This window comes from Dyadobacter sp. HNCC25DJ185 (genome assembly GCF_056895195.1).
In genome coordinates, this window is the sequence record NZ_JBXHAR010000002.1 from 525,523 (window position 1) to 538,947 (window position 13,425).

At 44.7% G+C, this 13,425-nt stretch carries 14 protein-coding genes and 1 pseudogene; 3 read left to right on the forward strand and 12 right to left on the reverse strand.

Annotated features, from left to right (window positions below):
- Positions 1–59: 59 nt before the first annotated feature.
- The 4 genes from AC1XUF_RS07485 to AC1XUF_RS07500 form a co-directional block, all read right to left on the reverse strand.
- On the reverse strand, positions 60–1,685 hold the full coding sequence (locus AC1XUF_RS07485) for a DUF5060 domain-containing protein (RefSeq protein ID WP_483341059.1): 1,626 nt from the start codon (positions 1,683–1,685) through the stop codon (positions 60–62).
- Positions 1,673–2,752 carry a sialidase family protein gene (locus AC1XUF_RS07490; protein ID WP_483341060.1) on the reverse strand — a complete coding sequence of 360 codons (1,080 nt, stop codon included), beginning with the start codon at positions 2,750–2,752 and terminating at the stop codon, positions 1,673–1,675. Before AC1XUF_RS07490 ends, AC1XUF_RS07485 begins: the two co-directional genes overlap by 13 nt.
- 102 nt (positions 2,753–2,854) lie before the next feature.
- The gene (locus AC1XUF_RS07495) at positions 2,855–3,604 is read right to left on the reverse strand and encodes a LytR/AlgR family response regulator transcription factor (protein ID WP_483341061.1); all 750 of its coding nucleotides are present in this window, start codon (positions 3,602–3,604) and stop codon (positions 2,855–2,857) included.
- On the reverse strand, positions 3,579–4,682 hold the full coding sequence (locus tag AC1XUF_RS07500; RefSeq protein ID WP_483341062.1) for a sensor histidine kinase: 1,104 nt from the start codon (positions 4,680–4,682) through the stop codon (positions 3,579–3,581). The genes AC1XUF_RS07495 and AC1XUF_RS07500 overlap by 26 nt, the downstream gene beginning before the upstream one ends.
- A gap of 276 nt (positions 4,683–4,958) precedes the next feature.
- Between AC1XUF_RS07500 and AC1XUF_RS07505 the strand changes: the two genes are divergently transcribed.
- Complete coding sequence (locus tag AC1XUF_RS07505) at positions 4,959–5,990, forward strand: GntR family transcriptional regulator (RefSeq protein ID WP_483341063.1); 1,032 nt, start codon at positions 4,959–4,961, stop codon at positions 5,988–5,990.
- On the opposite strand, the gene AC1XUF_RS07510 is transcribed toward AC1XUF_RS07505, so the two are convergent.
- Positions 5,982–6,200 carry a hypothetical protein gene (locus AC1XUF_RS07510; protein ID WP_483341286.1) on the reverse strand — a complete coding sequence of 73 codons (219 nt, stop codon included), beginning with the start codon at positions 6,198–6,200 and terminating at the stop codon, positions 5,982–5,984. The genes AC1XUF_RS07505 and AC1XUF_RS07510 overlap by 9 nt on opposite strands.
- The gene (locus AC1XUF_RS07515) at positions 6,187–6,636 is read right to left on the reverse strand and encodes a hypothetical protein (RefSeq protein WP_483341289.1); all 450 of its coding nucleotides are present in this window, start codon (positions 6,634–6,636) and stop codon (positions 6,187–6,189) included. Before AC1XUF_RS07515 ends, AC1XUF_RS07510 begins: the two co-directional genes overlap by 14 nt.
- Positions 6,637–7,468: 832 nt before the next feature.
- On the opposite strand from AC1XUF_RS07515, the gene trpA reads away from it, so the two are divergent.
- Positions 7,469–8,296, forward strand: a complete 828-nt coding sequence (trpA, locus tag AC1XUF_RS07520; RefSeq protein WP_483341064.1) for a tryptophan synthase subunit alpha — start codon at positions 7,469–7,471, stop codon at positions 8,294–8,296.
- Positions 8,297–8,583: 287 nt separating this feature from the next.
- On the opposite strand, the gene AC1XUF_RS07525 is transcribed toward trpA, so the two are convergent.
- Together AC1XUF_RS07525 and AC1XUF_RS07530 are read right to left on the reverse strand one after the other, a co-directional pair.
- Positions 8,584–8,886 (reverse strand): hypothetical protein, encoded by a 303-nt coding sequence (locus AC1XUF_RS07525; protein WP_483341065.1) that lies wholly within the window; start codon positions 8,884–8,886, stop codon positions 8,584–8,586.
- A gap of 219 nt (positions 8,887–9,105) precedes the next feature.
- On the reverse strand, positions 9,106–10,059 hold the full coding sequence (locus tag AC1XUF_RS07530; protein ID WP_483341066.1) for an RHS repeat-associated core domain-containing protein: 954 nt from the start codon (positions 10,057–10,059) through the stop codon (positions 9,106–9,108).
- A 20-nt stretch (positions 10,060–10,079) separates the two neighbouring features.
- Between AC1XUF_RS07530 and AC1XUF_RS07535 the strand changes: the two genes are divergently transcribed.
- Entirely contained in the window at positions 10,080–10,325 is a 246-nt protein-coding gene (locus AC1XUF_RS07535; protein ID WP_483341287.1) for a helix-turn-helix domain-containing protein, read from the forward strand.
- 31 nt (positions 10,326–10,356) lie between these two features.
- Here the strand turns inward: AC1XUF_RS07535 and AC1XUF_RS07540 are convergent, their stop codons facing one another.
- The 4 genes and pseudogenes from AC1XUF_RS07540 to AC1XUF_RS07555 form a co-directional block, all read right to left on the reverse strand.
- Complete coding sequence (locus AC1XUF_RS07540; RefSeq protein WP_483341067.1) at positions 10,357–10,764, reverse strand: hypothetical protein; 408 nt, start codon at positions 10,762–10,764, stop codon at positions 10,357–10,359.
- Positions 10,761–11,111 (reverse strand): hypothetical protein, encoded by a 351-nt coding sequence (locus AC1XUF_RS07545; RefSeq protein ID WP_483341068.1) that lies wholly within the window; start codon positions 11,109–11,111, stop codon positions 10,761–10,763. Before AC1XUF_RS07545 ends, AC1XUF_RS07540 begins: the two co-directional genes overlap by 4 nt.
- A 423-nt stretch (positions 11,112–11,534) precedes the next feature.
- Entirely contained in the window at positions 11,535–12,638 is a 1,104-nt protein-coding gene (locus tag AC1XUF_RS07550) for a hypothetical protein (protein WP_483341069.1), read from the reverse strand.
- 242 nt (positions 12,639–12,880) lie between these two features.
- A pseudogene (locus AC1XUF_RS07555) lies at positions 12,881–13,417 on the reverse strand (IS982 family transposase); the annotation flags it as partial.
- Between the last annotated feature and the right edge of the window lie 8 nt (positions 13,418–13,425).

The window sequence follows — 13,425 nt, forward strand, 5'->3', positions numbered from 1 at the left end:
CGCACCTTGATCGTGGCTGGCCTTTCCGTGGACCCTTCCTGCATGTTTCAGTTGGACTTTCAGTCGGCTTTTAACTGGACCAGCCTCAGGGCCAGGTAAGGCCGCATGGGCAGGCGAATGGTCTTTCTGTTTGTATCAAAAACCCTGTAGTCTGTCGGTTCGGGCACTTCGAATACTTCCGGTAATTTTTGAATGGTCATATTCCAGGTATCGATCAGTTCTATGCTGAATTTGCTTCCTGCTTTCGGGCCGCCCTTTCTGGGGAGGTTTATTGCCCATTCGGACGCCATTTCCTTCCCAAAATAGATCAGGAAATAGCTGCCGCTATCGGCCCTTGCCGTTTTGTGATCTTTCCAGGGGTCAGCCAGTTCGAGCGGCCCCGGCGCTTCTTCCAGTATTTTCCTGAGAAAACCAATGCGGGCAGGACTTGTTCCAATTAGCCTGCCGCCTTTCGCCCAGAAAATGGTGTCGCCAACATTCATGAAGGTTTCTCCATGCGTAACATAAGTGCCGGCAATTACCCCTTGCCAGAAAGCCTGCGTCATTTCCTCACCGCTCAGTCGGCCCCAGCGCTGCGGGACATTCCCTTCATAACAAACCTCGTCATAGATCATGGGCCGGAAAAATACATCCCGAAGCAAAACAGCCCGCCCGAAATCCTCAACCGCCGAGCCATTCTGAATGCTGACGTGCGTGAATTCCGGCTTCCAATTGTCGTAATAGGCACTTCCGTTATGTATGGAACACAAATGTTTGTACGGATCAGCCTGTACCACCGCTTTGCTGTACACATCCCAAACTTCCCTTGGCTTAGTCTTGATGTAATCGAATTCATTGGCCATCGACCACCACACATTCCGGAAAGAAGATAACCGCGCTGTCAGGTACTCAATGTACCGAAGGTCCGCTTCCCTGCCCAGGCTGTCGAAACCCCAGTGGCCTTTGTCGTACGGGTGGAAAAGGATGATATCGGCTTCAATACCCAGGTTTTTCAGGTCATCGATACGCTTTTCGAGATGCTGGAAAAAGACCGGGTCGAACTTCGTCAGATCCCAGGTGAATTTCTTTTTACCGTCTGCGCCGACCGTTTCGCCTTTTTTTACGAAAGGATAATACAGCGGCTCATTTTCGACGTGCGCATAGTATTTGGGGAAAACGCACATCCGGACTTTGTTGAATGGCGCATTCGAAAGTGTTTGCAAAGTAATTTCTTCCAAAGCGGCCGGCTGGTGCGTCCAGGCGTACAATGTGGTACCAAACGGGTAATAACGCGTTCCGTCCGCATATTTAAAATGGTAGGTATCCGCCACTTTCACCGGTCCGTGATTTTGACCAGACGCTTTTTCGCACACAAATTTCCCGGTCTTGTCGCTAAGCAATTTCAAATTGCTGGCAGTCCTGAACTGCCAGGTGCCAGTATCCGAAGGCATAAAACGGATCTTGTAATTTCCGCTGCCGTCGTAAAAGCCTTTGACCGTGACCTTTTCCCTGCCTTTACTAAACTCGGCACTCAGCTGCACATCCGCAAACGGATTCCCTGTTTGTGGGCCGGGCAGTATGAGCTCAAACCGCTCCCAGCATGCGACCCTGTCCTGAGAAAATCCAGATTTTGCAGCGAACAGCCCAAGCAGAAGCATTGCCACAGCCATGCCTTTCAGATTCATGCTCCCAGTCATTGCGGCCATTGCTCGTTTTGAATGGATTTAGTCATAAGCTTGGCAGGATCGATCACCACGTGCTTGATACGCTCCCGCCGCCAGGTATAGACGATATGTACCAGGCCATCTGCCGTCTGGATCACCGAAGGATAAGAATATTGGCCGATGGGCGAATCTTCCAGGACCAGTGCGGCATCCCAATGGACGCCGTCATTGGAAATGGCAACATTCAATGGTGTCCGCGGGCCTTTTTTCTCTCCCTCCGGCGGTTTCACATGGTTGTAAACCAGCAGTTGCCGGCCGTCACGCAACGTTACCGCATCGGTACCAGAGTTATTATTGGGCATTTGGGCCGGTTTTAATTCCGACCAGGTTTTGCCGAGGTCATGCGACCAGGATTCCATGACAGAGCGGTTCTGGCTGCGGCACAGCACCTGCAAATCGCCATTCTGATGGAAAAGTACACTAGGCTGGATTGCGTTGATGGCCACACCGTCGTTGATCGGGGCCGTTTTTTGCCAGGTTTTCCCAAAATCCGGTGTCATTTCAAAATGTACTTTCCAGCCGTTCCCTTCTGTGCTCGACGGGCAGAGCAGCATTCCATTTGAAAGCAGAACGGGTTTATTTTTGATAGGCCCGAGAAAACCCTCTGGCAATGCCTTTGGCTTCGACCAGGACTTACCATGGTCTTTGGAGGAAAGCATGAAGCCTTTCCAGCCAGGCACATTAGGGCCGACCTTATAAAAAAGCAACAATTCGCCCTGCGGTACCTGATATAATACCGGGTTCCAGCATGCATACCGCAAAGTGTCGTTCACTATCCCATTCGCCACTTCTACCGGGGCCGTCCACTTGTTGTCGACAAGCCTGCTTACCCATATCCCTACGTCGGGATTCCGTTCTTTTGTGCCTCCGAACCAGGCGGCTACTATACCGTCGGGCGTTTGGGCGATGGTGGAAGCGTGACTTTCGGGAAAAGGTGCCTTTTCAAAAATGAATTCATCCTGGACGATGCCTTCCTTCCAGGTTTGGGCAAATAAGACGCTTCCGGGCCATCCGCACATACAGATCAGCAAAAAGGATATTTTTCTCATTGGTCTTAAAATAGCGTTGTACGCTGTCCTGCCAGCATCGTTAAAAACCAATGTCCCGAAAATTATACTGTGATGAACGGCCCGACCATTTTTGGTACTGACTCAATTCCATTTGGCAAAAAGGGCTTTAAAAGGCTCTTTGTAAAAATCCCCGACCGCCAGCTCGACATTCCCGATTTGGACTGCGTTTTTCCCAACGAAATCGACCTTGCTGATCGCGACAATAAATGACCTGTGAATTCTGAGAAAGCGGTTCGGCGGAAGTTTATCTTCGATGGCTTTCAGGCTGCTTAGTGCGACAACCGGCCCCGACGCTCCTACCAGATGGATTTTAACATAGTCTTTTAAAGATTCGATATACGCAATGGAGTCAAAATCGACACGTACAAGTTTATAATCCGATTTTACAAACATGTAAGTGTCATTGCCCTGGACCTCTTCCACGATATGGTGTTCCTTCAAATTTTCAAAATACTTTTTGGCCTTCGACGAAGCGCGCAGAAATTCGTCGTAGCCGAATGGTTTTAGCAAATAATCGAGCGCATCTACTTTGTATCCTTCCACCGCGAACTGGTTATAGGCCGTTGTGAAAATAATCCTGGTTTGTCCCGAAGCATTGGATTGGCTGATCACCTTGGCCAGGTCCAGGCCATTCAGGTCGGGCATCTGAATGTCCAGAAAAACCAACTGGACCGGTTCCCCGCGGCTGGCCCAGTAATGCAATGCCTGCAGTGCCTCCACCGCGTTCCCAAACCTGCCTTTCAAGTCGAGAAAAGGTGTCTGCTCGGCAAAAGCGCTGATCAGGTTTAATGCAAGCGGCTCATCGTCAACTGTTATGCAATTCAATTTCATTATTTATCGGCTCTACCGGCCCTTTCTGGACATTGATGGTTAACAATACTTCGTAGGTTTTCTGGTCCGGATCTTCATGGATGATCAGCTGATGTTTTTCAGGATAAAGCAGATTCAGTCTTTTTTTTGTATTGACCAGCCCAATCCCTCCCCGGTCGAAATTATAACCATCTTTTTCATGCGATATATCGTTCATCACATGAAGTTCGAGTATACCCCTACGAATGTATAACTCTATGACAATCTGAGCCTTTTGCATGGCGCTTGTGCCATGCTTAAAAGCGTTTTCAATAAAAGGCAGCAATAGCATGGGCGCCACGAGGTACTCGCCATCTGTTTTCGGGTCCTCAAAATGCAGCGTGGTATATGCGTGCAGCCGCAGCCGCATTAATGCCACGTAGTCTTTAAGGAAAGCGATCTCCTGGCTGACCAGCGCGGAGTCATGCAATGTATCATACAGTACGTAACGCATCATCCTGGACAGGGTCAGCAGGGCTTCCCTGGAAACAGGTATGTCCGAAAAGGTCAGCGAGTAAATATTATTCAGCGTATTGAAAAAGAAGTGCGGATTGATTTGCGCCTTTAGAAGAGCTAGCTCAGACGCCATGTGCTGCTTTTCGATCTTTTCGCGCTGTTGGGCCTCCTCCTGCCAGCGCCGGATCATAGCCAGGCTTGTGCTGACCGCCGCCACCATCAGTGCGATCATGAACAAATGCACATCCAGCGCGTAAGGGCTTTTGACGCTCTTATTTGATATTAAAGCCATCTGCCTTGGCACATCCAGCTGTAACTCCACGACCCTCGCGATCACAATGATCAGGAATACCAGAGAGAACGCCCAGGCGATGAAGCCGAACTTATTTTTTCTGAACAACAGCCTTGGTGCTCCATACAGCACGTTACAATAAAACCCGCCCATCATCAGGAAAAGGTTGATGACCTGCTTTGCCCAAAAACCCGCGGGAACAGTGATGTCCCACGTGAGCGGGGGATAGAACAAGAGGAGAAAGCCTAGAAGTGACCAGGTGATCACATGTATAAAAATCGTAAAGCCGTTTTTTGATCGTCCCGGGTCCATGATACAATGGTTGAATTACAAGATGAAGGGAATTGCCACAATTGTCAAATAAAATCGACCGAAAGCCAATTTTACCGGTCGCAGGGAAAAAAATACCCTGTAAAAAAAATGACCGGTGAGCACGACAGCCAAAACTGCCCCGGCGGTTGCAAATGGCTTTCTGTCCGGGACTTCTCCCTGCCGGTCTAAAACTTCAGACTACAAGTCGGTTTGTAGTTACATTATCTTGCTATTTACGGCAAATGGACCATTGTGCGCTGACCTTTGACAGAAAATATGGACGAATTCAGATTGGAAGACCATCTTCGCATCGATAAAAATGTGGCAACACCAGTTCACCGCCAGCTTACCGAAGGCATACTTGCGGCGGTTAAAGATCACCCGTCGGCCAGCAGGAGCAAAATGCCGTCGATCAACCAGCTGAGTAAGCATTACGGCGTTTCACGGGCCACGGTCGAAAAGAGTTACGGGGACCTGAGGGATATGGGGATCTTGTCGTCCAGCCACGGGAAAAGCTTTTTTATCAGCAGTACAGTACCCGCTCCCGAATTTAAAGTGCTCATGCTGTTCAATCAGCTGAATGCCTATAACAAGGTAGTTCACGATTCATTTGTCAACTCGCTGGGCACAAAGGCTGAGATTGATTTCCATGTATACCACGACAGCGCGGCGCATTTACGGCATTTGCTGAAAAAGAAACAGGATAGCTACTCCCATTACGTAATCATTCCCCATTTTTTGGACGAGCCCGAAACCGGCCATCAGGTCATCAACCGTCTCCCTAAGAACAAGCTGATCCTCTTGGGACGAGACCTGGGCGAAATTTCCGGGAAGTTCGGGGTGGTATTCGAAAATTTTGCGCTAGATATTTTCAATGCGCTGGCGCAGATCAAAGGTCAGCTGAGAAAGTACCATACCATTAACCTTATTTACAGCGCACAGGGATCATTTCCCGAAGAGATTTCCGAAGGTTTCGTGCGTTTCTGCAACGACCACAGGTTTTGTTTTAAAATCCTCCCCGAGGTAACCCGTGGTGCGGTCCGTGATGGAGAAGCTTATGTGGTCGTTTCAGACGACCATATGATGTTTCTATTAAAGGAAATCAATGATTCCAACCTGGTCACCGGCCAGAACGTGGGTGTGATTTCGTACAATGAGAACAATGCAAAAAAGCTGATGCTCAATGGCTTGACGACCATTTCAACGGATTTTAAAGTAATGGGCAAGTCCGCCGCGGAAATGGTACTTACCGGTTCGATGGCGCGGATCGCCAATCCGTCGCGGCTGATACTGAGGTCTTCAGTGTAACCGCATAAGTCTCTGCGGACGTCGATTGTAGTCAGTTGGTTTAGCTTTGCTCACATTTCGCTTGGGATAAATTGTGTACAAATTCATAAACCTGTAAAGCCTTCTCACCCGCTTCACACCAACGGGATACCCTAAGCCGAACAGGTAATCGGGCATACGTTCCACTCCACAGAACGGACAGTCTAGGAACTGACGGTCAATCGCTTTCATCAGTTGCTGATTGAGCAGGGATTGCCCTCTTGGCTTGAAGCGGTCCGCCGCCGCGGTAGTAGCTACTGCGTTGTATATCAATTAGCTTGCATTGCGCCGAAACGCTTAAAGCAATATATTCAGGGGAAACAAGACTGCGTTTCTCCATCACACTGTATCGGCCCGGCTGGACTTGAAATTCGCCGATCGTGAAATATAATTCTCCACTTTGTATTTTCAGCGTCACTCCCAGTTGCCGGTATCTCCTTGCTGAACACGAGCTCGGCCTTTTTCCAGAAACGCTCGCTTCCAGACCGCTATCTGTGTCGGATGGATCTCGTACTTGGAGGCTAGTTCCTGGACGGTTCGAACCTCTTTGATTGCTTCCATCGCCACTTTGGTTCGCACCGGCGACCCGGTTGAAGCTTGCGCTGAATTTCCTGCGTTGCTTTTTCATAGTCAATTACTAAATCAGGAATTTAAGTAGCTGTACAGATTTAGGGAGTATTATACTACAATGTCCGTAGGTATATTCCGGGTTAAACTATTTGAATCCAATGGCTTTTGAAGAATTTGTATTACCCAAAGGCAGGATTAAAATTGAAGAAATAATAAAATCAACTAAATCGAGAAATGTGTAAACAAAAACTAAATCACGTCATATTACTTTGTGACAATCTTCGCGCCAAAGGCGACTTCTAAAACCTATTTTTTTCTCTGCACACAAATAATTAAATAGGCAACATTTGCTTCTTTCAATTGTTTGATCTGCCTGCTTTTTACCATAAGTTAAATAATATTCGCCGCTGAATCAGTTTATTTTCCCCTTTCTGAAGTATCAGGTAATTACGCAAAATATATCATCAAGGTAAAATATACTTTTCAGGAAATAGAGGGGTTCGATATAGACCGATGCATACCGCCAAAAGACTGTGAGTCAGCAATCTAGTTGTTAATTAAACGACATTTACTTAATATCTATATATGACAGTGTGGACGAAATAGTTTTGTTATAACATTGAAAGTTATGTCTAAATATACAGATGTTGTAAAAGTGTGTTTTATAAATTGAATGATTATCATTTCAATTTATTATCAGTTTCATTTTACGTGCGCCCCTATTTTATAAACCTAAAAACCTTTGAAATAGATATATCAAAAAATCCTAATATTGAATTTTGGTATAGCGATCTTAATCATAGTTAATTACATCGAAATCTGTGGATACGGCGTATTTCAGGGCAAAGCAGATAGACCATCACCATATCTAAAAATCAATTTAACCATTTATGAATCGCATTACATCACTGTTTCGAAACGGAGCCAAAAGTGAAATAAATAGGCTTCTGAATATTTATTATACCGCTGGCTTCCCAGAACTGGATAGTACCATGCAAATTCTTCACGAACTACAGAGCTCAGGCGTAGATCTGGTCGAAATTGGTATTCCTTGTGAAGATCCGACCTTAGATGGAGTGACTATCCAGAACAGTAATAGTCGAGCCCTTTTGAATGGGATGAATCTTGACTTGCTCTTCGAACAACTTTTGAATATGAGGAGGACTATTAAAGTTCCCGTCTTGTTAATGGGCTATCTAAGCACAGTAACTCGATACGGTTTTAGAAATTTTTGTAAAAAATGTCAAGAGGTTGGTATAGATGGTGTCATTTTACCAGATATGTGTTTAGATTCATACATAAATCAATACCGCGAAGTTTTTGAAGAGTTTAGTATTTTGAATATTTTTCTTGTAACCCCAATAACACCTGATGAGGATGTTCGCAAAATTGACGATCTTTCGGAAGGCTTTATCTATGTTGTTTCCTACGAGGGTGTTACAGGAGGCAACCTTGTTGTAAATGAAAAAACGATATCATATTTTGAACGTCTTAATAAAATGAATTTGCGAAATCCGATGTTAGTTGGATTTGGAATCAATGATAACACTACTTTTGAAAAGGCATCTGAATACGCTCAAGGCGCAGTGGTTGGGAGTGCATTTATACGTGTTCTATCCGTAAGTAATGATATTGGTAGGGACATAAAAGGGTTTGTTGACAACATTCGGAAGAGAGATTTTCAACAATTCAATAGAGTTGGCTCGTTAGTGTCTTGAAACAGGATTTTTCGTTATACGATAAGAAACAGGAATGAATTATGTTCTTTAATTGCCGTCCTTAATTCATTAATAACATAATTGAATTAGCCTCTTGATTGATAGCCTCAATTACTTGCATTTAGTTATAAACAAGCATATCTTATACTAAATCCGATTTAGATTGACGCATTTTTAATATGGAAAACATGTGATTGAGATTACATTGTCGACAAATTCTGAGATCTGCTCAACAATTTTCTCAATTCTTATTTGTGTAAATTCCAGAGTTTCGAACACTTTATTTTTTAAGTGCCTACGAACTTCTTTGAAAAGCTTTCTAATGGATTTAGCTCTGGACAGGCCGGAGGTAGTTTTCTAAATACCAATTTATCTGCATTAAAAACTTCCTCTTTATGCGCTTTCGCGCCGTCGGCAATAAAAAGTGACCGCGTGGGCGGCCCCGTTTTACCCAATGCTCTTTTCCACTTGTTGAACAAACCAGCCAAAGGAGGAACTCTCCAGCCTTGCTCCCGTTGAGGTAATTGTACTATACCGGTAGCGATCTGCGGTGTAACAGTACTTGCCCTACTTGTTGCATCAGCTTGCATCGCTGTTTGCGGGCAATTGGGAGGGCACCCACCACTATCATTTCCTCTCCCAGTACCAAGTTGAGCTGCCAATGCATCTTTGTCTGCTCCTGTATACTGTGTGCGATCACCCAAATCTTTTACATCCCTCCCATCCGGATCAATAAACCTAATTGGATTCCCATTCCCATAAGCATAAGGACTCCAACGCCGGTTCCCTTCACTTGCCGGACCAACCTCTCACCAACTCCCCAACACCGGATCATACCACCTTGCTCCGAAATCGTAAAAGTTCAAATCAAACTCATCATTCAACTCCTTGGCATTGTAAAGATACCGATACTTTGAAGCCGTGGCATCATTGTACCAGGCCCCGTCGAATGCCTTTCCGAATGGGTAATAATGCGTTTCGCTGAGTATCTCCGTGTCGTCCTGGATTCCGGCGGCGCCTTTATCGGTGAATACGACCCGTGTGTTTCCCAGGTGGTCGCGCAAGGCAAATTCGTACCGGTAAGTCTGCCCTGCCGCGGAGGTGTTGATTGCCCGCCCCTCTTCATTGTAGACGGCATCCACCTTGTTGTTTTTCAGTTCGATGCCGTTCAGGTAATCCTGGGTCAGCGTGACCACATTGTTGGTCTTGACCGTTTTGCGAAGCTTGTTTCCCAATCCGTCGTATAGGAATTCAATCATATTGTTCGATCCAAAATCAAACTTCGAAGGCAGATTCAAATGGTTATGCGGCGCATCCAAAGCAACGTGCGCCGCCGGAACGCTGCTGACGCCAGTGCTTTCGGTGGTCAAATTCCCTCCCGCCGGGATGACCATCGTCTGGTTATCCACCGTGCCAGCGGTATATTTGGTGGCACCTTTGATCAACCCATTACGGGTAATGCCGGTGATATTTCCACGAATGTCGAAAGTCTGCGATTCGCCATAGTAATTGACGGGATCAATGGTGTTCGCGGCAGTATAATTGGAATAACGTGCGTGGGTGAGCCTGTCGAGGTAATCATAAGTAAAGCCATAGGCCTGCGTGGCACGGCCCCGCACCTGCCAGATCATTTGACCGATGTTCCCGCTTTGCTGGACCGTGCCGAACAGACCTGGTGTTAAAGTATTGTATTCCAGCACCTCCCGGAATAGGTCGCCATTATTATTGCCCGAGAATGTCGGCGTATTGAAGTTTGTCAGCATATTGCTGAGCGGAAGCAACTATCGTCGTACAGTATGAAAGAGATGAGATAAAGCCTTCGATCGAAGTGGCCTCTAAACTGGCCGATGCCCTGGGGGTAACGTTAGATTGCCTGCTGGGTAAGTCCGATAACATGGTACTCGACAAAAAGAACCTCCAGCGCCTGTATGACATTGAAAACCTCTTCAATGAAGATAAAAACAATATCTTCTATACAATAGACAACCTGATCAAGGCCGCTAAGCTTAAAAATATCGCTGCACCGTAATAGCAAAAAGCCCCGGATGACTGGGCTTTGTTCAAAACCTAACAAGAAATGTAATAGTGCTAATTTTAGGAGGTTTCCTTTTGTCCGTCTTGACTATTTTTATTTTAGAAACACATTTTTTCAAAAATGTCTCATACTTAGAGATAGTATCATTTTTAATATTTTGCTCTAACTGATAAGATAGCTTGAGCCTTCCTGATAATTGTAATTTCTCGATTTCTGTGCTTTGAAGCTTGCCCAAGGAGTCGATAACTATTGTAACTCCTGCAAAACCTCTTGTATCCTTACCCCCTAAACTTTCCGGTAGCTGTACAACTGCTGTTTTTCTCTTAATTACAAAATAAGGAAGATCGACAGGATCTATTATCGTTTGTGCAAAGGAATTAACATTCAAGGCAAACATTATTAATATTGGGGTAAATAATTTTAAGTGGGTCATCTTATTAGGGGGAAAAGCCGTTTGATTACGGGATTATTGTCATTAGGTATCACTTTGAATTTTCTATATAAGCCAAAAGCACTTCCATTATTCCCAACACTTCCTGCTTTAAAATTATTCACAGCTGTATTGCAAAGTGATTGATTGTATTTATCAGAAAAAAATAATCCGCTCATTGCCTTATCATAAACTTGCACTTCTTTGGAGAAATTCCCAAAGCCAGAAAATCCATATCCCAATGAAGTGGAAACGGCTCTTCCATATAAATAAGCAGCAACTTCTTTGTTTACACTAGCACCTTTCTCCCCATTTTCACCCTGATATGCATGAAATAGTTCGTGGGCCACATTTTCAATGTTTGACCCTTCTTGAGAGGATCGCTTCGCCAGGCTCGACATCCACTTGGACTAGCCCATTCAACGGGGACATTCTGTAAACCGGAGAGTCGAAAGGCGGCAAATCCTTATATGATCGAGGGTCCATATTTTTCCACTAGCATCTTTCCAAACATTTATTTTTATAATGTCTGGGTTAGAAGTTGCACAAGCTCCGACATATTGAATTTATTCGGGGCTCAAAAATGGGCCACGTCCACAGCAATTAATTTTCTTCTGCTTCGTAAAAATGCACTTTCAACAAAGACACGCAAAATTTACCCAGTCCCGCAATTTTTTCTATTTTACGATAGGAAATAGCTAAACTTGAGAAGAGGCCAGGCTCTTTGCGTGACGTTTTTGACTTCTATATATCAAAAGCTAAGTAATGTGCAGCTAAATGCTATTAATTCCACCAACTTGTGAACCCGTGGTAAGATCAATTTCGAATGTTTCATTAGCTTCACTCCGAATATTCCAGAACTCCCCCTTTAAAGTACATTCTGTTACTTCTGTTATTTTAAAACTATCATAAGCTAACCGTTTTGTTCTCCACTTAACCCCCCTTTCATCATAAGCTACCAATTCTGTAAAATCTGCAAATGTAATAATTTTTTGATGCTTTATTGAACGAACATCCATAACTGGAATTGCCTTCACTTCTTGCCAATCTTCTGGATTATTTGATGAAACAATATAGCCAGATCCTTTTGATACAACGCAAAACTTATTCGGGTCAGGTGTACTATACAAACCTGATATACCATTGGGGCTGATTTCACCAAAACCAAAAACACCGATCCAGCTCTTGCCTTCGGAGGAAATCACTTCAACTATTAATCCATCCTTACCTCCTTGAGTATTTGCACCTGGATAATAATGCCGTTCGCCTGACCCTAATTCTTCTATAATTTCAACGTTGTAATTATTTTGAAAAGTTAAATCAACTATCATTTCATTATCGTATTGGATTAAAAATCTATGTATAATAACTTCTGTTCTTCCCGTTAAAGAAGGTCTGACCCCTATTTCAAAGAATCCTTGTGTGCCATTAACAGTAGCATAAGGACTCCACCTTCTATTCCCTTCACTCGCCGGAACAACCTCCCACCAACTCCACAACACCGGATCATACCACCTTGCTCCGAAATCGTAAAAGTTCAAATCAAACTCATCATTCAACTCCTTGGCATTGTAAAGATACCGATACTTTGAAGCCGCCGCATCATTGTACCAGGCCCCATCGAATGCTTTTCCAAATGGGTAATAATGGGTTTCGCCGAGTATCTCCGTGTCGTCCTGGATGCCGGCGGCGCCTTTGTCGGTAAATACGACCCGTGTGTTTCCCAGGTGGTCGCGCGAGGCAAATTCGTACCGGTAACTCTGCCCGGCCGCGGATGTGTTGGATGCCCGCCCCTCCTCATTGTAGACGGCGTCCACCTTGTTGTTTTTCAGTTCGATGCCGTTCAGGTAATCCTGGGTCAGCGTGACCACCGTCATAAACCTCCCAGTCGCTGGATCATAAAACCTGGCTTGGAAATCTTCCAGTTCGTCTCAGGTCGACCCTCTTTACCTAAGAATGTATACCTGTTCATCCTCGTTATTTTTGCATTTTCAAGTCCGAAGGGGATACTTATTTCAAAAAACAATCAGCTACTTGACACAACTAACATATAGTCATTAACTCGTCGATAAGTACATATGAATCCATTCTGCTTGCTCTAAATTAACGTGAATTCGGGTTAAGCTGCTGTTAGAAAAAGTTGGTTTGTTTTCACTTCTTGAATGTTAAGTGACGGTTTTTTTGAAAAAAAAACCATAAGCAACCGATGCACTTAACATGTTCATTATGAAGTTATTTACTTATCTGTGTCGGGTGTGCTCGACCTGACACAGGTTCTTCAATTCATCGTTTATAGTTTCAATAATTGCTCTTTTCCTGAGTAAAAGAATGTCTTTCAACTCCATAATATGTCCTTTGACTGGGCGTCCCCCATATTTTTTCTGACCTTAGTTACCAGCTGGATGCCATCCGCAAATAACATTTCCCATAAAGCTTTTGAGAGATAGCTTTTGTCAGCGTAAATCTTCCCAAAAAGCTGTTCAGTAAGCTTCTTAATGTGTTTGGGATTACGATCGTCGATATTGCCCTTAGTTAAATAAAAGGAAAGCAATTCACCTTTTTCGTTGCAAATCAAATGTAGTTTGAAGCCATAGAACCATCCCATAGAAGACCGGCCCCGCTCGGCCAAAGTTTTGAATACTTTTTCCATGTATACCACGACAG